13 protein-coding genes are annotated in these 19,279 nt (G+C 60.9%); 5 read left to right on the forward strand and 8 right to left on the reverse strand.

The genetic code is table 11. The annotated features are described in order from the left end of the window. Positions 1-44: 44 nt before the first annotated feature. The 3 genes from J2X62_RS02175 to J2X62_RS02185 are packed head-to-tail and all read left to right on the forward strand — an operon-like array spanning position 45 to position 5,663. Positions 45-3,155 carry an NAD-glutamate dehydrogenase domain-containing protein gene (locus J2X62_RS02175; RefSeq protein WP_310176954.1) on the forward strand — a complete coding sequence of 1,037 codons (3,111 nt, stop codon included), beginning with the start codon at positions 45-47 and terminating at the stop codon, positions 3,153-3,155. Between the two features lie 46 nt (positions 3,156-3,201). After that, a complete protein-coding gene (locus J2X62_RS02180) occupies positions 3,202-4,086 on the forward strand; it encodes a universal stress protein (protein ID WP_027496138.1) in 885 nt (294 codons plus the stop codon). A 23-nt stretch (positions 4,087-4,109) separates the two neighbouring features. Further along, complete coding sequence (locus tag J2X62_RS02185) at positions 4,110-5,663, forward strand: APC family permease (RefSeq protein ID WP_032383980.1); 1,554 nt, start codon at positions 4,110-4,112, stop codon at positions 5,661-5,663. Between the two features lie 91 nt (positions 5,664-5,754). Here the strand turns inward: J2X62_RS02185 and J2X62_RS02190 are convergent, their stop codons facing one another. Beyond that, the gene (locus tag J2X62_RS02190; RefSeq protein WP_167329227.1) at positions 5,755-6,165 is read right to left on the reverse strand and encodes a MarR family winged helix-turn-helix transcriptional regulator; all 411 of its coding nucleotides are present in this window, start codon (positions 6,163-6,165) and stop codon (positions 5,755-5,757) included. Between the two features lie 67 nt (positions 6,166-6,232). On the opposite strand from J2X62_RS02190, the gene J2X62_RS02195 reads away from it, so the two are divergent. After that, entirely contained in the window at positions 6,233-7,147 is a 915-nt protein-coding gene (locus J2X62_RS02195; protein ID WP_310176959.1) for an SDR family NAD(P)-dependent oxidoreductase, read from the forward strand. 243 nt (positions 7,148-7,390) lie between these two features. On the opposite strand, the gene J2X62_RS02200 is transcribed toward J2X62_RS02195, so the two are convergent. The 4 genes from J2X62_RS02200 to J2X62_RS02215 form a co-directional block, all read right to left on the reverse strand. Beyond that, positions 7,391-8,434, reverse strand: coding sequence for an ABC transporter permease (locus J2X62_RS02200; protein ID WP_230074013.1), 1,044 nt, complete (start codon positions 8,432-8,434; stop codon positions 7,391-7,393). Next, positions 8,427-9,926 (reverse strand): sugar ABC transporter ATP-binding protein, encoded by a 1,500-nt coding sequence (locus tag J2X62_RS02205; RefSeq protein ID WP_230074012.1) that lies wholly within the window; start codon positions 9,924-9,926, stop codon positions 8,427-8,429. The genes J2X62_RS02200 and J2X62_RS02205 overlap by 8 nt, the downstream gene beginning before the upstream one ends. A gap of 39 nt (positions 9,927-9,965) precedes the next feature. Beyond that, on the reverse strand, positions 9,966-11,024 hold the full coding sequence (locus J2X62_RS02210; RefSeq protein ID WP_222098873.1) for a sugar ABC transporter substrate-binding protein: 1,059 nt from the start codon (positions 11,022-11,024) through the stop codon (positions 9,966-9,968). Positions 11,025-11,564: 540 nt separating this feature from the next. Continuing rightward, positions 11,565-13,127 carry an amidohydrolase gene (locus J2X62_RS02215; RefSeq protein ID WP_310176974.1) on the reverse strand — a complete coding sequence of 521 codons (1,563 nt, stop codon included), beginning with the start codon at positions 13,125-13,127 and terminating at the stop codon, positions 11,565-11,567. Positions 13,128-13,423: 296 nt separating this feature from the next. Between J2X62_RS02215 and J2X62_RS02220 the strand changes: the two genes are divergently transcribed. Then, positions 13,424-15,163 carry an amidohydrolase gene (locus J2X62_RS02220; protein ID WP_310176976.1) on the forward strand — a complete coding sequence of 580 codons (1,740 nt, stop codon included), beginning with the start codon at positions 13,424-13,426 and terminating at the stop codon, positions 15,161-15,163. Positions 15,164-15,347: 184 nt separating this feature from the next. On the opposite strand, the gene phnA is transcribed toward J2X62_RS02220, so the two are convergent. The 3 genes from phnA to J2X62_RS02235 are packed head-to-tail and all read right to left on the reverse strand — an operon-like array spanning position 15,348 to position 19,020. Continuing rightward, positions 15,348-16,706 carry a phosphonoacetate hydrolase gene (gene phnA, locus J2X62_RS02225; protein WP_310176979.1) on the reverse strand — a complete coding sequence of 453 codons (1,359 nt, stop codon included), beginning with the start codon at positions 16,704-16,706 and terminating at the stop codon, positions 15,348-15,350. Then, positions 16,703-17,632 carry a LysR family transcriptional regulator gene (locus tag J2X62_RS02230; protein WP_094718644.1) on the reverse strand — a complete coding sequence of 310 codons (930 nt, stop codon included), beginning with the start codon at positions 17,630-17,632 and terminating at the stop codon, positions 16,703-16,705. The genes phnA and J2X62_RS02230 overlap by 4 nt, the downstream gene beginning before the upstream one ends. Then, positions 17,629-19,020: a cation:dicarboxylate symporter family transporter gene (locus tag J2X62_RS02235; RefSeq protein ID WP_310176983.1), complete on the reverse strand. Its 1,392-nt coding sequence runs from the start codon at positions 19,018-19,020 to the stop codon at positions 17,629-17,631. The genes J2X62_RS02230 and J2X62_RS02235 overlap by 4 nt, the downstream gene beginning before the upstream one ends. Positions 19,021-19,279 lie beyond the last annotated feature (259 nt).

Consider the following 19,279-nt stretch of genomic DNA (forward strand, 5'->3'; position numbering starts at 1 on the left):
GTGAGCGTCGCCTCACCCTCGTCGAGCATGGTCAGGAGAAACAAATGAGCGGTGCCGGTGCAGTCCGGGAGGACAGCGGTGTGCGGCTGCGGTTCATCGACACTGCGGACCAACAGATGCCCGTTGCCATCCTGGAGTGGCAGCGTCGCGCTCCACTTCTCGCCGATCTGGTCGCATTGTTCGCCGATCTCGGGCTGCGTGTGGCGAACCACGAGTTGTTGCCCTCGGGCGACGACAGCGACGCCCTCGTTCACAGATTCGGTTTCAGTACCGATGAAATCGATTGGTCCGCAGCAACTCCGATCCTGCTACGGGCTGCATTCGAGGCCGCCGCATCGGGCGATCTCGAGGTCGATGGCTTCACTCGCCTCATCGCATCGGCGTCCATCCCCTTCACCGACGCCGTTCTCGTTCGCGCCGCAGCCCGCTATCTCGGCCAGGTAGGGCTGGAGCTGTCCGAACCCACTGTCGTCTCGATACTGCTGCGGCACAGCGACTTCGTCCGGGGATTCTGCGCACTCTTCCATGCACGATTCGATCCCGAAGTGACCGACCGCGACAGGTCGTCGGCTGCCGCCGAGGACATTCTCGACACCGCTGTCGAGCGCACCTCGGCACTCGACGAGGATCGCCTGTTACGCGGACTGCGTTCTTTCCTCTCGGCAGTGTTGCGTACCAATTGGTTTCGACACGACCGCACAGTCGGTGCCCCGCCCGCAGCGTTCAAGATCGACCCGGCACGATTGTCCCTCGCTGCGGCCGTCACCCCGTACCGCGAAATTTTCGTGCACTCGCCTATCGTCGAGGGGAGTCACGTTCGGAGCGGTGCGATATCTCGCGGGGGCCTGCGTCATTCGGACCGGCACGACGATTTCCGCACCGAAGTACTCGATCTGATGAAGACGCAACACGTCAAGAATTCACCGATCGTGCCGATGGGCGCCAAGGGCGCTTTCGTGGTTCGAACGGAGACGACTCCCGAAGGTATCCGCAACGCCTACACCGATTTCATAGAGGCACTGCTCGATGTCACCGACAACGTCGTCGACGGCGCGGTGGTGCATCCGACGCGCACGGTGATCCGCGACGGCGACGACCCGTATCTCGTCGTCGCCGCCGACAAGGGGACTGCCCGATTCTCCGATCTCGCCAACAGCATTGCAGTCCGCCGAGGCTTCTGGCTCGGGGATGCGTTCGCCTCGGGAGGCTCGGCGGGCTACGACCACAAGGCCATGGGAATCACCGCACGCGGCGGGTGGCTGTCGGTACGACGCCACTTCGCCGAGAGAGGGATCGACGTCGATACCGATGCGTTCACGGTGGTCGGTATCGGAGACATGTCGGGTGATGTGTTCGGCAATGGCATGCTCCTGAGCCACGCCATCCGACTCGTCGGCGCGTTCGATCACCGGAACATCTTTCTCGATCCGAACCCCGACCCCGAGGTCTCGTACCGCGAACGGAAACGGCTGGCATCGATCGCCGGAAGCAGCTGGGCAGATTACGACACCAGGGCACTGTCGTCGGGCGGCGCGGTGTGGCCCCGTTCGGTCAAGTCCATCGAACTGTCACCGCAGATGCAGGCACGGCTTGGAATCGATGTCGGCGCCCTCTCCCCCAATGCACTCGTCGAGGCGCTGCTCACCGCCCCGGTGGATCTACTGTGGAACGGAGGGATCGGCACCTACGTCAAGGCTTCGACCGAGGGGCACTCCGACTCCGCCGATCCGGCCAACGATTCCGTTCGCGTCGACGCGTCCGAACTGCAGGCCAGGGTGGTCGGCGAGGGCGGCAATCTCGGCCTCACGCAGCGTGCTCGAATCGAATTCGCCCTTGCCGGGGGTTGCGTCAACGCCGACTTCATCGACAACGCCACGGGCGTCGCCACCTCCGATCGAGAGGTGAATCTGAAAATCGCGGTGGATGCGGCCGTCGCGGAAGGCGAACTGTCCGTCACCGAGCGCAACAGAGCGCTGTCCCAGGTTCAGGACGAGGTTGCCGAGTCGGTGCTTGCAGATGCTGCATCGCAGACCCTGGCGATCAGCCTCGCCGAGGCCCACGCGCCGTTCCTGCTGGGCCGGCACGAACGGTTGATCGACAACCTCGAACGCGACGCGGGAATCAGTCGAGTCGCTGCGGTTCTTCCCTCGCCTGCCGAGTTACGGGCTCGACATCGCCTGGGGCAGGGACTGGTTCGGCCCGAGATCGCGGTGCTGTTGGCGCAGTCGAAGAACCTGGTGGCCACCGAATTGCTCGCCTCTCCCCTATTGGACGACCCGGTGTTCGACGGGGTACTCGCCGGCTATTTTCCAGAATCGATCCGTGTCCTGGTTCCTCACCACATTCGCAGGCATCCACTGGCGCGGGAGATCGTGGCGGTCGTCGTGACCGGACACATGATCGACCGCGTCGGGCCCGGCATGATTCACCGGCTGGAGGAGAGGCTGGGCGTGAGCACTGCCGATATCGCGGTCGCGTATGCCGTCGTGCGCCAGGTTTTCGACATCGACCACCTGTGGGACATCGTTGCCGATCTACCTGGAATCCCGCAGAGCACCAGGCTGGTTTTGCAGTTCGGTGTTCAGGATCTGATCGAGCGGACCACGTCGTGGTTGTTGCGGAACCGCGACGAACAAGCGACGCCTCTGGAGACGATCGAACGCTTCACGCGGCCGGTACGTGACCTTCGAGCATCGTTCCCGGAGTTGACCGGCGATCTCGTCGTCGATCAGAACACACTTCGAATCCTCTCCGAGGCATTCGCATTGGAGACGACAGCCCGCTCGCTCGCCCGACCGATAGCGCACGTGGCGCAGACGTATCTCGAATTCGGCCGCGTCGTGGGTCTCGACCGGTTGGTGGAACGCTCCTCTGTCGCCTCCGGTGAAGCCGACTACTGGGACGCCATGGCAAGCGCGATTCTGGTCGATGCGATTCGTGAGCACTGGCACAACATGACCGAACAGGTTCTGTCCGAGGCGGTACACACCGAATCTGCTCCCGACGCCGTTGCAGCGTGGCAGTCTGTGCACACCAATTCCGTCGAACGATTGGCCCAGATGGTCGGTGAACTCCACAGCGGGGAAGGGCTGAGCAATTCGCAAGTGTGCGTGGTGAGCGCAGAGCTGTCGCTCGCCCTCTCTCGGTGCCGATGATTCGCACTACCTCTACCTGTTCGATCGAAACGAAGGAGCCGTCCCCATGCGCTTGATCGTCGGATATCTCGCCACCCCCAGCGGTAAGGACGGTCTTACCCTCGGGGTGCAACTCGCCCGCAGCCTGGGTGCTCAACTCGACATCTGCATGGTCCTACCGCCGGACCGCACCGTCGCGTCCAGAGTCCCCGCCGAAACCGGCTACGAGGACGTCCTGGTCACACGAGCGCAAGGCTGGCTCGACGAGGCGAAATCGTTGGTGCCGTCCGACATCGAGGTCGCCGTGCACGCGAGTTTCAACGACTCGTTCGCCCAGGGACTGCTCGACGAGGTGGCTCGGCTGGGGGCCTCGGCCATCGTCGTGGGTGCGTCCGGAGACGGCCTGCTCGGACGGCATTCCGTCGGCTCGGTCTCGACCGAACTGCTGCATTCGGCACACGTGCCGCTTGCACTCGCGCCGCGTGGCACCCGGCACTCGTCTGCTCGGGAGATTCGTCAGGTGACCTGCGCACTCGGAACCAGGACGGGAGCGGATGTGTTGCTGCGGACGGCGGTACGCACCTGCGAGAGAATGCACACTCCACTGCGGCTCGTGTCGCTGGTTGCGCTCGACCCCCGCAACGATCTTCGCGATGCCCGGGACAGCTACGACAGCGCGCGTGACCGTGCCGTCGCGCACGCACGTGCCCTCGTGGACGAAGCGAAATCCACCTTGCCGGAGGACTTTCCGATATCGGTGACCATCGCGGACGGGTCGTCCGTCGAGTCTGCGGTGCGGACGCTCGACTGGCAGGACGGCGACCTCGTCATGGTCGGCTCCAGCCGTCTTGCCCAACCGCGCCGACTCTTTCTCGGTTCGACGGCCGCGAAGATGCTTCGCGTCCTGCCCGTTCCCATGGTGGTCGTCCCCAAGCAGGAGTTCGAATCATGAATCCGTCGACGGAAGGCTCGAATATGGGCAAGAACGCAAGCGGGCCCTCGCCCACTGCCGGTGAAGTCAGCGCCAAGGGGCTGGCGACAGGCACAGTCGGCACCTTCTCGGGTGCGATACTCGGAATCTCCTCTGTCGCACCGGGTTACACTCTGACCGCAAGCATCGGCCTGATCGTCGCGGCCGTAGGTCTGAAGATGCCGGCAATCCTGATCGCGGGCTTCGTTCCGATGTTTCTCACCGCTTATGCCTACCGCGAGCTGAACTCCGAGTCTCCCGATTGCGGCGCGTCGTTCACGTGGTCGACCAAAGCATTCGGACCCTACGTCGGATGGATGTGTGGGTGGGGCATGGTGATTGCGACGATCATCGTGTTGTCCAATCTTGCAGCCATCGCGGTGCAGTTCTTCTATCTGTTCATAGCGAAGTTGTTCGACACACCGTCGATTGCCGATCTACCTGGCAACAAGTTCGTCAATGTCGGTACGACGCTGGTGTTCATCGCAGCGGCCACCTGGATTGCCAGCAGGGGCATCACCACGAGCGAAAAGCTGCAGATCGTCACGGTCGGCTTTCAGATGGTGCTTCTCGTCGTCTTCGCCGTCGTTGCGCTGATTCATGTCGGAGCAGGCGACGCCCCGGGCGAGGTCACTTTCGACTTGGACTGGTTCAACCCGTTCACCGGCGTGGCCGTCGGTGCGTTCGTCATCGGACTCACGGGATCCATCTTCGCTTTCTGGGGTTGGGATACGTGCCTGACGCTCGGCGAGGAATCGAAGAACCCGAAGACGACGCCCGGTCGCGCCGGATTGCTCTGCGTGGCAACCATTCTGCTCACTTATCTCCTCGTCGCGGTGGCCGCCATGATGTACGCAGGGGTAGGCGAGGACGGCCTGGGCCTGGGTAACCCGGACAACGCCGAGAACGTCTTCGGCTCTCTGGCCGACCCGGTGCTCGGTAAATGGGGCGGGCTGCTGCTGTTCCTGGCCGTGCTGGTGTCCTCACTGGCGAGTTTGCAGACCACGTTCCTTCCGGCTGCGCGAACGATGCTGGCGATGGGTTCCTACGGTGCCTTCCCCAAGAAATTCGCCGAAGTGTCACCTCGCTTCCTGGTGCCTTCCTACGCAACCGTCGTCGCAGGGGCCATCACCGCAGGGTTCTACACAGTGGTCACGTTCCTGTCCGAGCGCACTCTGATCGACACCATCGCGGCCCTGGGCATCATGATCTGCTGGTATTACGGCATCACGGCCTTTGCCTGCATCTGGTATTTCCGCGGCAGGCTGTTCGACAGCGTCCGTAACACTGTCTTCCGCTTCTTGTTTCCACTTCTCGGTGGCCTCATGCTGCTCGCCGTTTTCGTCATATCACTGGGCGAGAGCATGAATCCCGACAACGCCAGCGGAGCCTCGATCGGCGGCATCGGACTCGTGTTCTTCCTCGGCTTCGGCATCCTCGTCCTCGGCGCTGTGCTGATGATCGTCATGAGGTTCCGCCATCCCGCATTCTTCGAGGGCAAAACCCTCGACCGCAACACCTCCGCGTTGCGAGACGAAAGCGATCTGGCGGGCAGGTAGCCGAGGCCCGAGAACGGCTCGAGTGCCCGACCTCAGTTGTGGGGTCGGGCACTCGCGCACGAGGTGACGATCGACGCTGTAGCCGGCGCGATCACCGCTCCTTGCTGAGTACTTCCAGAGTGCTCACGAACAACGCCAGTTCCTTCTCGGCCAGGCTTTTCAGCGGACTGACGGACGTCAACGCCTGGCCGAGGCGTTCTCGCGCACTGGCTCCGTCATCGGTCAATCCGACGAATTTGCGCCTCCCGTCGACCGGGTCGGGGGTCCGTTCGACGAAACCGCGGGCTTCCAGTTGCTTGACGACGAATGTGGCATTGGAGGCATTGCATCCCAGTTGTGCGGCAACCTCGGACATCGTCAGGTCGGTTCGATCCGGGTGAACTTTCCAGAGTGCATGCGCCGTAACGAGTGTCAGGCCCTCCCGCGTGGCATACGGCAGAAAATCGTCGTTGATCCGAAGCGCAAGTTCTTGCAAGCGCAGGGTCGCCTCGAGAATGTCCACATCAGCAGACTAGCACTCCTTCAAGTCTTGAAGTACCTTGATAGTTCAAGACTTGAAGGAGATGCGGATGTTGGAACTGGATCGACTCGACGGGCGCACGGGCGCCGTCACAGGCGCTACGTCAGGAATCGGATATTTCGTTGCCGAACGGCTCGCGGGCCTGGGTGCCGAGGTGATCGTGGTGGCCCGTTCTCCGGAACGAGGACGACATGCAATCGGCCTTTTACCCCACTCCGATCGCCACCGGTTCCTGGAGATGGACCTGACGGACATCGACTCTGTCCGTCGGGCGGGGGAAGAGTTGAGCAACACCGCACAACTCGATGGTCTGATCATGAATGCAGGCTTGGTTGCTGCACCCGCGTCGTTCGAGAGTGGCCCCTTCGGCGTAGAGCTGACTGTGGGCACGAATGCGCTCGCACATGTGGAGCTACTCCGTCTCGCCCTTCCATCCTTGGAACGAGCACCGGGTGCCCGAGTCGTCAGCATCGGAAGCATGCTGACGCAGCGCATTTCGTTCGACCCGAACAATTGGCTGTCACAGCAGTCCTATCGCCCACGTGCGGCGTACGCCATGTCAAAACACGCGACGGAGATTCTGGGTTTCGAGCTGTCCCGCAGACTTCGGAGCCGGCCTTCTTCGGTCGCGTCGATCGTTGCCCATCCAGGCGGAGCAATCGACGCATTGACCGCTGATCGGCCGGGGATTCACACTCGACCTGTCGTTGTCCGAGCAGCTGCCCGGGTCCTCGGGCCCGCATTCGCGTCCGTGGTGCAGGGCAAGGACTCGGCTGCCGAATCAGCGGTAGCGGCAATCGCGGCTCGCGATCTACCGCTCGACGAGGTCTACATCGGTCCACGAAGGAATGCTTCAGGCCCACCGGTGATCACCGAACCCGTTCGTACAAGCCGTGATCCGGAATTGGGCGCATTCCTCTGGAACGAAACCGAACGCATCATCGGTGCCTCCATCGTCGCGTGACGTGCCCCGATACTGTCCCCCACGATGATCAGCTCCCCAGATTCGAATATTGGCTTCCGATCGGCGTCGGATATCCGAAAACAAAGAGCTGATGCGTGGTGCACACTGCCGCGAATCATGTTGTAAGCCTGACTCGATCCCGAGCATGGCATCCGATTGCCAAGAGATTCGTGTCGTCGACATCCCACCACGCACACCCCATTGCGGATGCAAAAGCACCGTCCGCAGATGCGCGCGGCGTCCTCAGGTCGATCGAGACTGAAGTTTGTCGAGCAGCACAGCCACGACCAGAACGGTGCCAGTAACAACCCCCTGCCAAAATGCGGAAACTCCCATCAAACCCAGTCCGTTTTGCAGGACGGCAATGAGAAGCACTCCTACTACTGTCCCGAAGACTCCACCCAGGCCGCCGTAAAAACTGGTTCCCCCGAGTAGAACGGCGGCACCGGCAGTCAAAGCCAAACTCGCACCAGCGGTCGGTGACGCTGATGCGAGTCGACTTGCATCCACCATGCCCGCCACCGAAGCGAAAAGTCCGCCGAGACCGTACACGCACACGTATACCCAAGAGACGTTGATACCCGCCAATCGTGCGGCTTCCGGGTTACCGCCCACCGCATAGACGGCGCGCCCGAACGACGTGAAGCGGAGCAAGTAGCCACTCAACACCAGGACCGCGAGGCTCAGGACAACCGGCACGGGAATGGTCATGATAGTGCCGTTTCCGAGCGCGTATAGAAGGCTCCCCTCCTCGATGGGTATCGTGTTGGTCTTACCGTTCGTCACAACGTTCAGCGCACCGGTGAAAAGGGACGTGGTGCCGAGAGTGACAACGAAGAAGTTGAGGCGAATACGTCCGATCAGCACTCCGTTCACCGCTCCACCCAGCAGAATTCCCGTAAGACCGCCGAGCACAAGAGCTATCACCTCCGGGAGTCCGGACTCCAGGGCGCGGTACGCGACATACCCGGCCGCGGCGTAGATTGCTCCAACGGAAAGATCGAAACCTGCAGACAATACTACGAACGTAAGACCAATAGCCGTAATCATCAACGCGCTATTGCCGGACAGCACATTCAGGATGTTTGCTTTCGTGAAGAAGAACTCCTGCGTTGCCGATAGGTAGACGACCATGATGAGAAGCGCGGCCAATGCTCCACCGAACCCGCGGAAGTTCTTCAGTACAGCACCCGCCGACGTCGACATCCCAGGACGTTCCGCACGGTCGGGCGTAGGCATCTCCGCGTCGGACGAATCTTTCGGCGGGGCAACGGTTGGTTCAGACATTAATAACTCCTGCGGCGAGTTCAGCAATTGTCAATTCATCGAGCTGATCGGATGGGCGGTCGGCGACAATCCGGCCACGAAACATCACCAGTACGCGATCGCACACACCGAGCAGCTCGTTGTTTTCGGAAGAACTGATGAGAACAGCCACGCCCTGCGACGCGAGCTCCCTCAGAAGCCGATAGATCTCGGACTTGGCACCTACATCCACACCTCGCGTGGGCTCGTCCATCAGCAAGACTTTGGGCGCGCTCGACAGCCATCGGCCTATGACCACTTTTTGCTGATTGCCACCCGACAGGCTTCCCGCAAGCAGACTCATGTCAGCTGGTCGAACCTGAAGTTCATGCATGGCGCTGGAAGCAGCGACGCGCTGACTTCCTCTGTTGATGGGGAGGAGATTCAGCCTGTTGTTTGCAATGAGACTCAAGTTGTGGAGCACGCTTGCGCCCGGAACGAGCCCTTCGCCTTTACGGTCGCCGGTGACGAACGCCAGGTCCCGCTGGATGGACCGACGAGGTGTCCGACGGGTGTAGGCCTTCCCCTCAACCGTCACATCTCCCGCACCTGCATCGGCACCGAAGATGGACCGGACGACCTCGACTCGGCCACAACCCACCAAACCCGCAAGTCCGACGACTTCCCCGGGCTGAATGTCGAAACCAACGTCCTCGATGCGGTCAGGAGCCGACAGGTGACGGACCGATAGGGCCGGTTTGTCCGATGGGAATCGAGTCTTGGCAATTTCTCGATGGAAGTAATCTGTGAGAGGCCTGCCGACCATCAATCGAGTAATTGTGCCTTCATCGGCTTCGGCCAGGTCCATCGTCTTCACCAGCGCGCCGTCACGTAGCACGGTGACACGGTCTGCCACGGGTTCGATATCTTGAAGCCGCTGAGAGATGAATGCGATGGCCAAACCGAAACTCTTCATTTTACGAATGATGTCGAACAGCGATTCCGTCAATTCCGCAGTGAGCGAACTCGTAGGTTCGTCGAAAATGACAACCGAAGACTTCGACGCAATTGCCCGGGCAATTGCAACGACTTGACGATCACCCGGACCAAGAGTGCCTACTATTTGATCGGACCGGATTCCGGAACCTAGCTCGCCCAAGGCCTCGGACGCGGTCCGGTGAGCTGTGGTCCAATCGATTCGGAATCGCGAGCCGGGCAGGTTCCCCAACGCAATGTTCTCCGCGACCGTCAAGCTTTCCACAACGGGCACCTCCTGCGCGACCATTGCGATGCCGGCCCGGGAGGCCTGAAGTGGGTTGGCGAACTTCACCGGCTCACCCCGTAGCAACACGTGACCGCTACTGGCAGTGACTTCACCGTAGGCAATCTTCATCAGGGTGGACTTACCGGACCCGTTCTCGCCCAACAATGCGTGCGCTTCCCCAGCATGGATCTCGAAGTCGACCCCCTTCAAAGCGTGGGTTCGACCGAAGCGTTTGTGAACTGACTGCATCTGTAAGAGCGGTGGTTCCATGCGTATCTCCTCAGGAATCATTTCCATGCGCTTTCGAGGCTATTTGGCAAGGGATACAACGTTATCCGGGCAACCTCCGCCTTGCGCACAAGTGATTTCTCCCGACTCGATCTGGGCCGCGGCGTCGGCCCACGGCAAACGATTTCCGGCGTTGCCCGCGGTGTAAAGCTCGGTTGGACTTTCTACGAACGCAGGAACTTCCTGCCCGTTCAGCACAGCGCGCGAGATCGACTCGAGAATCAGTCCGGTGCGCCAAGGAACCAGGTCGATCGTCGCACTGAGTCGGCCGTCATCGACCGCCTTTATTCCGTCTTCGTCGCCGTTCTGGCCCACAATTACCACATCGTCGAGGCCAGCAGCCTTGACTGCAACGGCAGCTCCGATGGCAGCGGCATCGTTGTAAGCCATGATTCCCTGAATATCGTTCTGGTACTTCGTGAGAGCAGTCGCAACCACCTTCTGGCCGCCGGCGATATCATCGGTAGGGTCGTCGACACGGCCGAGCCAGTCGATGGCGCTGCCCTCTGTCGTGTTCTTCTCGTACTGTGACATCATCGTCTCGAGGATCGGTACAGGCACGCCGAGGCCAACTCCGAGAACATTTCCGTTGCCGCCCAGTTGATCCTTTACAAAATCGGACAGCAGTTTGGAACCGCGATAGCTGCCGCCGGTGTCCACGTTCGACGTAAGGACTCCTGGATCGGATTCTGGCGACGCCATGCCGGCCCATCCCACAACTTTGATTCCTGCGGCGTTCGCCCTCTGAAGAGCAGGCTTCAGCGAATTTGCGTCCAGCGGATAGACGACAATCAGATCGACTTGTTGCGCTATGAGCTGGTCGACATCGGTTACCTGCTTAGCGGGATCGAGTTGCGCATCGAGAGCCTTGACCGCGATACCGTTCCGCGCAGCGGCCGATGTGAATGTATCTTGAGTCATTTTCAGGATTGGTTGTGCGCCCTGCGGATTCGAGATTCCGACGGTGAATTTCGAGTCTCCCTCCGAGCCTGGATTGGACGCACAGGCCCCCAAGATCAACGCCGCAGCAAGAACGATCGGCGTGAATGCGGCTACTGAGCGGCGGGGCGGTTTGGTCATTTTTCCTCCAAAGGGCCGTAACGTTTTCGGTGGTGTTCGAGTCACTTTGAGCGAAAATCTGCGGTCGAGGTGTGAGGAGTACAACACGTGTTCGATGCCCGCTCCACGGCTAAGTTTCACTGACCGAAACCACCCGGAACAGAATCTTCGGTGGCACGCAGGTCGTTGGCAGATTCCGATCTACGACTGCAACATTCCTGAGGCACAGAGATTTCCGTTGCGCGTGCAACCCTCACCACGTAGCGGTCGTGCGTGCTTCCAGCCGTCCAGGTCGCTCCAAACCGGCGGAGATTCGGAGCTCGTCCGGTGACTGCGATACAGCCACTCCTGCACCAGACGATGGCAAGGCCATGGAAGCGAGACCCAGATATGCATCTCGACGCCGTATCGATCCGTGATCGAACCCTTCGGCCGCGGGACTGCGAACGGCGAGAACCTGTTGAGACGTAGAACTACCGGACAGTGCCCTTGGCCGAACTTCATTCCCTGCGAGCGGAAACCGACGCACGTACCAAGCCATGTCGAGCCATCGAGTTCGACCTAGTTCTCCGCGTCGTATACGGTACGTCCACCGAAGACCGTGCGAAGCACTTGTGTCCCGCCAATCGAGCTGGTCGGGATGTCGAACAAGTTACGGTCGAGCACAATGAAGTCAGCAGCCTTGCCGACTTCGATGGTGCCACGGTGCTCGCTCCGTCCCACTGCATGGGCCCCATTTATCGTCATCGCCGCCAACCCCCTCGCGAGGTCGATCGACTGTTCTCCGTGTTCGATGGCACCCTGCAACGCTGGAAATAGATTCGGCGAGTCGGCGATACTCCAGTCTGTGCCGAAGGTCATCTCTGCTCCAGCTCGTGCCACCGAGTCGAATTCGTACAGGTGACTGACCCCGTGCTCCGGAAGATGCCATACGGCGGGCGACATCTCGGCACCCACTCGTAGCGCCGCGAAACGCTCGAAATCGTCTTTGTGGACCAGGCAGCAGTGCGCCAATTCATGCCGGGGTCCATCAGGCCCATTGACGGAACGAGCATGTTCCACGGCGTCGAGCGCTCGCCGGATGGCTCCTTCGCCGCCGCAATGCACCTTGACCATCAGTCCCGCAGCGTCGAACCGCACCATGGCAGCATTCATTTCATCCTGCGGGATCAGTAGGTTCTCCTCATCGACAGTGCCATCGTCGTGAATGCACGATTGAGTCCAGTAAGGCGGAATCGGTGACCCGTCGAGCCAGAACTTCACAAAGCGGGTGTCGACGTGGTTCGACGCGAAATCTTCGTGATGATCGATCATATGATCGAGGACATCAAGCCCGGCCATTCCGAAGGACTCTTCCCGCCAAACAAGATGCGCTGCCACGTGAAGCTGCAGTTCGTCGGCGGAGTCGAGCTGGCTCATCACCCTGAGCAGCTGCTCCGTTGACGAGGCATCCTGTACAGAGGTCACCCCGTACCTGTGGTTCAGATCGCGGGCGTAGCGAATTGCTTGCGACATGACACTGTCTGCATGTGTGCCAAGCGCACGAAACACCGGCCAACGGGCCTGTTCGTAAAGCTCACCCGTCAACCGACCCGTTGCATCTCTGATGACTTCACCGTTTTCGGTATCCGGTGTTCCGTCGTCGAAGCCCGCAAGCCTCAGCGCACAGGAATTGACCAACACATTGTGCGCCGATCTGTCGTGGAGAACAACGGGCTCGTCCGGGAATTCGCGATCAAGGAAGGCACGGTCAGGGCCCTTGTCACCGAACGAATCAGGCCAATACCGTCCACCGATCAGCCACCGGTTACCCTGACGATCAACAGGTCTCGGCCCGTTCCAGCTGCGGAGGGCGTCCAAGATTTCCGCCTCTCCCGCGCCGTGCGGCAGCGCTACTTCCCAGCGATTCAGACCACTGACCAAGTGGGTATGGGCATCATGAATTCCCGGCATGACCATACGTCCACCCAAGTCGATGACCTCGTATGCCTCGGAGATTTCCTCCGCCAGTGAAGCCGAGTCACCGACAGCCGATATCTTGCCCTCGCTTTCGAGAATAACCGAAGCCCAAGATGCGGGTGACTGCCCCGTGTATACGGCCGCATTCACGTAAGCCTTCTGCATAAAAACTTCTTCCGTTCATTTCGTTCATGGCAGTCGGGTGTCGATTCGCAGTTGTGCACAGCTAGGGCTCATGACGTACAAATCCAACCGTCTCGCCCGAATTACGCTTTACCACTTCGTTACTCGATCGCGTTCACTCGCACATTTCACGAACCATACCGCTGTCACGTTGCACGCCTGGCACGAAATACTGGCCCGATTGTTTCGGTGAGCGAACCGATCGACTTATTCGCCAGACGGTCCGATCAGTGAACTCTCTCGCTTGACGCCGGTGACGACGAGCGCACTATGTACCTATGACTGCACTCGTGACCGAAGTTGCTTACGCCGATACAGTGCTACGGGGTGGCCCCGTGCTCGATCTGTCCGATTGGAAGCCGGGCGATCGCGTAACTGCGCCTTGGCGGGGAGAACGGCCTCGCGCAATTGCGATCAGGCAAGGCAATATCGTCGCGCTCGGAACCGCCGCGGAAGATCTGATCGGGCCAGATACGCAGGTCGTCGAACTGAACGGCAATACTGTGATTCCCGGAATCAATGACGGTCACCTGCACTTCACGGCCTACTCGGTCACAAGCCACACCTATGTAAAACTGGGTACCGACATCTTTACCGATGTCGATCAGCTGGCCAGCTTCCTGACCGCGGACCGGATCGATGAAAGCGGCTGGATTCGCGGGCACGGCTGGGACGCCCTCACCCTTGGCCGTAAGCTGACTGCGTCCGACATCGACAGCGCCCTTACGGTCAACGGCATCGCCGGCACCCCCGTCGTACTTTTCGACTGGAGCGGTCATTCGCTCACGGCGAATAGCATTGCTCTCTCGCTCGCAGGTATCAGCGCCGACACACCCGACCCGGCCGGCGGTGTCATCGAACGCGACGCTGACGGGAACCCGGAAGGGTTTCTCACCGACTCAGCGATTTCATTGTTGATCGCAGTGGTTCCACCTGTGCCGAGAGAACAGCTACTCGATGCCTACCGCGCGGGCCAGGCCGATCTGCACGCACTCGGAATCACGGCCCTTACCGAACCTGGTCTCGGTCCTGGCCATCGGGCCCTGTTGGACGGATCGGGTTCGGTCGAGGCATTGGACGCGCTGGCCGACCTTGCCGAGGCCGGTGACTTGACTATGCGAATTTCAGTACTGGTCCTGCCCAATGGAACAGGTGGAGCCAACGCCGCAGACGTGAAATTTCACCTGGCCGCGGGTCTCGCGCATCGCTACGAGGACCGCGACGTCGACCCACGAAGGTTGACGATTGCCGGCGTCAAGGTTTTCGCGGACGGCACACCGCAGAACGGCACCACTTGGCACAAAGACCCCGTTCACGAGCAGAACCCTCCAGGGCATCACTGCGGACACATGGTAATAACCGGCGACACCGATGTCGACAAGGTCGCAGAGCTGCGCGAGATCATCAAGATCGTCGACGAGGCCGGACTTCAAGTCGCCATTCACGCAATCGGCGATCAAACAGTCGAAACCGTTATCGACACCATCGCCGAAATTGCTCCGAACAGCCCGTTGCGGCACTACCTCATTCATACCACCGAGTTGTACCCTAGCGGATGGGAAACGCTGGCTTCCAACGGAATTGGTGCGTGCTTCAATCCTGTGATCATGGGCACCTTCGTGCGATTTCTTGCCAAAGATCGAATTTTGCGTACGGAGCCGATCAAATCGACCCTTCACGCCGGCGTTCGTCCGGGGATTACCTCGGACGCTCCAGTGGTACCGCCCGACTGGCGCCCCGCAGTTGTCAATGCTGTGACACGTGCCCATTGCTGGGAAGGCCCTGTGCCGGCAGAGGACCACGAAGGCATAACCACCGTGGACGCCCTTGCGCTGTTGACCGGCGGTGCAGCCATCCGAGACCGTGCGGAACTGTGGCGCGGGACGCTGGCTGTCGGGCAACGCGCCGACTTGGCAGTGCTCGAGGGTGAATGGCCGAGTGATGAGGACGTCGAATCGCTGCTCGACCGTAGAATATTACGCACCTTGATCGATGGCGAAACTGTCTACACTGCTTGACAATAGAGCCCGGGGCTGTCGAAGTTGAGGCCAGCGCTCAACCCAGCATGAACTCGGCGGGACGGGCCATGGCCGGATGCTGGTTCGCCCCGTCGGGCATGACGTGTCCGACGGGGCGCCTCCGAGACTCTGCCCTCGGCGTGATGGGCCTAACGAGGTCCTCGAGTCGTTGCTTGCCTGCTGCTCAGCCGGCGGCGAGAGCCTCTGCTTCGGCGACCAATGTTGTTGCTATCCAGAACGCGTCGTAGTTGTGCACCACCGCCGGCTCGCCGTAGGGCTCGTCCAGCTGCTCGGGCTGCGGCAACCGGCGGTTGATGATGAACGGGATTTGCAGTTCACCCAGCGCTCCATGCGAGCGGAGCGGTGCGTCCAATCCGCTGAGATCGTGCCAGTCAGCGTATCGACCCACCGCTGTCCCGGCTTCGGCGAGCAGAATGATGTCTCCGATCCGGTCCGCCGGCTGGTGGTAGATCTCCACCGCTTCATCTAGGGTGTGGACTGCCTGCACCCCGTCCAATTTCCGCAGTTGTTCGATGACAAAATTCCTGTCCGCGTCGGCCGGCAGGTAGATGCTGGCGAACGAACCGAGTGCCCCGTGGTGCACCGTGTACGGGTCGGTGATCGGGAGGATCACGCGAATGCCCTCTGCGCCCTCGCTATTGGCATCTGTCGGAGCGACTCCGAGAATGCGACGCACCTCGTCCTCTACATAGACCACACGCGTGACACCGTCGGCGTCGGTCTTTGCACTCATTCCGTGGTCGGCAGTCAGCACGACAACTGCTCCCAACGCGTCGAGTCGCGCTGCATAGGAATCGATCATCGCGTAGAAGGCGTTTGCGACGTCGGTCCCGGGGGCGTGCTTGTGCTGGATGTAGTCGGTCAACGTCAGATACATCAGGTCCGCACCACGGGATTCGAGGATCTCGACTCCGGCGGCGAGCGCGAATTCCGAGAGGTCCGCCGAATACACCTGCGGCAAGGGCTTTCCGACCAGTTCGAGGACGTCGTCGATTCCATTGTCGGCGATAGTTGCCTGATCGGCCTTCTCCGCCGAGAAGCAGATGCCGGTCCGGGACGGCATTTCGAATGTCCCGCTGCCGTTCATGCTTGGTCCCTCTTCGACGAGCCCGGCACCGAGCAGGCGTCGTAGCTTGTCTTTCGCGGTGACCACCACGACGTCGAGGCCGGCGTCGTTGGCTGCTGCGAAGACGGTGGGTGCCCGGAGAAACCGCTTGTCATTCATGAGTACTTCTTCGCCGGTCGCGGTGTCGTAGATGTAGTTGCCGCTGATTCCGTGCACCTTGGGGGGATGTCCGGTGGCGATGGAGATGTTGTTCGGGTTGGTCAACGCCGGCATAGCGCAGTGCGCGGGCCACGAACTCGACTCACCATCGAGGATGTTGCTCAGCCACGGCATCAGTCCGGCCTTCATCGCCTCGACGTGATAGTCGGGCTCACTGCCGTCGATGCAGATCACCACCACCGGCGCCTCCGGCAGGACGTAGGTACGGGAATTGACGCTGAACGTACGGGACTTCATGGTGTAACTCCTTGTTGTGAATGTGTCGTGGTGGGAATGCCGTCGGCGACGAGAGCGAGGAAATGCTCTTCGGCTCGGCTCAGGTGGCGGTCGTTACGATGTATCAGAGAGACCGGCCGGGGCGATGGCAGCGGGTCCAGGTTCAGCTCGGCAATCCTGTTCGACGCCAACGCATCTTGGCATGCCACTCGCGGCAGGAAGGACATACCCAAACCTTCCGCCACTGCGGATACGATCGCACCGGTACTCGCCAGAGTCCATGTGCGAACAAGTGGGATTTTCCAACTTTCCAGCAGCGATTCCTGGAATCGCCTTGTTGCAGATCCCTCTTCACGCAAGAGGACAACCGAGCCCCGCAGGGTTCGAGAATCACCCGACAACCCTGCCAACGGGTGCGCACGGGAGACGATGACTGTTTGTTCCTCCGGCGCGAGTGGCACGACGGTGAGCAAAGGGCTGTCCACCTCGTCGGCGAGAATTGCCACTCCGACATCACCGTCGAACACTTTGCGTAGCAATGTGGTCGAGTTCTCCACCCGCAGATCGAGAGTGACCTCCGGGTAGGCAGCTGTGAATTTTCGCAACGTAGCGGGAAGGAAAGAGCCCTCGGTGGTTGTCGTCGTCGCCCCTACGACGAGGGCCCCGGTCAACGGCCGCAGGCTCATCTTGGCCAAATCGTCCACAGCCTCGTCGGCGACAACGATCAGGCGACGGGCGTGTGCGAGCAGGACGTTGCCTGCCTCGGTCGGCGCGAAGCGCCGGCCGGTTCGTTCGATGAGCAGTGATCCCACTTCGACTTCGAGCTGCCGCAGCTGTGTCGACGCCGTGGATTGGGTGATGCCCAGAGCGCGCGCCCCAGCGGATACGCTGCCGGCATCCACGATGCCCACGTACACTCGTAGCCGTTGCAGACTGGTGAGCGTCATCGTGCCGAGGGGACAGGTTGTGGATCCGGCACGAGTGCCGTGGTGTCGAAATCCTTTGTCACCATGTTCGATTCGAGCACGAAGCCCGGCTGGTGTCCGGCCATGATCGCGTGCACCTTGTCCGGCTCGATTTCACCCTGCCAGCGGGCGACGACGATGCCCGCCACCGCATTGCCGAGCGAATTCACCACTGCGCGGCACTCGGACATGAACCTGTCGACCCCGAACACCAGCATGACACCGGCCACCGGTATCAGGTTCGTCGCGGAGACACTGGTGGTCAGCATGACGAATCCCCCGCCGGTGACCCCCGCAGTTCCCTTGGAGGCCAACAGCATCACCAAGAGCAGTATTACCTGTTGGCCCAACGAAAGGTCGATGCCGAGTGCTTGAGCTATGAATACCGTCGTCAAAGTCAGGTAGATACACGTGCCGTCGAGGTTGAAGGAGTATCCAGCGGTGACACTGATGCCTGCCGTGCCTTTCGTGACGCCGATATTCTCCAGTTTGCGCACGATCCCCGGCAACGCGACCTCCGACGACGACGCACCGAGAGCGAGCAGAACCTCGTCTTTGAAGTAGCGCAGCACTCGCCACGGCCGCAAGCCGACCAGCATGAGGATGCCGCCGAGGACGACGACGACAAACACCAGGGATGTGGCATAGAACGTCGCAATCAGTTTGGCCAGCGCACCCAACGAAGCGGCACCGAAATTTCCTGCGGTGAAGGCCATGGCCCCGAATACACCGACCGGTGCCGCCCACACCACGATTCTGACGACCTGAAAAAGCGCCTCGCTCAGCCGTTCCACACCGCGAGCGATGTCGCGTCCGCGCTCCCCCATCAGCTGGAGGCTGATGCCGAAGAGAATTGCGAAGAACAGAATCGGGAGGATGGCACCGTCTGCCAAACTGGCAATGATGTTGGACGGGATGATCTGAAGGATGTAGTCGTACCAGGAGAGGTCCTGGCCGGCGGCGATGCCGTTCGCGACCTTGTCGGTCACTTCGAGCGAGTCGACTTCCGTGTTCAGGCCCGCGCCCGGTTCGATCATATTGACGGCAAGGAGGCCGAGGCCGAGTGCGATCGAGGTGACAACTTCGAAGTAGAGAAGCGACCGCAGAGCGACCTTTCCGACCGAACCGAGATTCGCGACCGCGCCGATGCCTGCGACGACCATGCACAGCACCAATGGTGCGAGCGTCATCGTCAGAAGGCTGACGAAGGCGTCGCCCAGTGGTTTGAGGGCTTTGCCGGTCGTGGGCCAGAGGAGGCCGACCGAGGTGCCGAGGGCCATGGCGATCAGGACCCAGATGTACAGATGTCGGTACCACGGGGTTCGTCGCGCTGCGGCGACTGCCCGTTCCGTGGTTGGTGGGTATGGCATGGTCCCGTCCTCCTCGCGGCGATTCGCTACCGCCTGTGACCATGGTCCGAACCGAATCGGGCGCACCAGTGAACGAACAATGGCCGGAGCGTGAACGGGACAACCAATGTGACCGACGACCCGATGGGCCCCTATCGCCGAACTGGATGGCCGAGGACTTCGACCCCTTCGGTATCGAATCGGTCGGTAGTGGCCGAAGCTCTGTAGCGACGAAACTGACTCTGGCACAGCGGCGGACGTGACCACTTGGTCCCACCGA

The sequence above is a fragment of the Rhodococcus sp. 3258 genome (assembly GCF_031456475.1).
In the GTDB taxonomy this organism is placed as follows: domain Bacteria; phylum Actinomycetota; class Actinomycetes; order Mycobacteriales; family Mycobacteriaceae; genus Rhodococcoides; species Rhodococcoides fascians.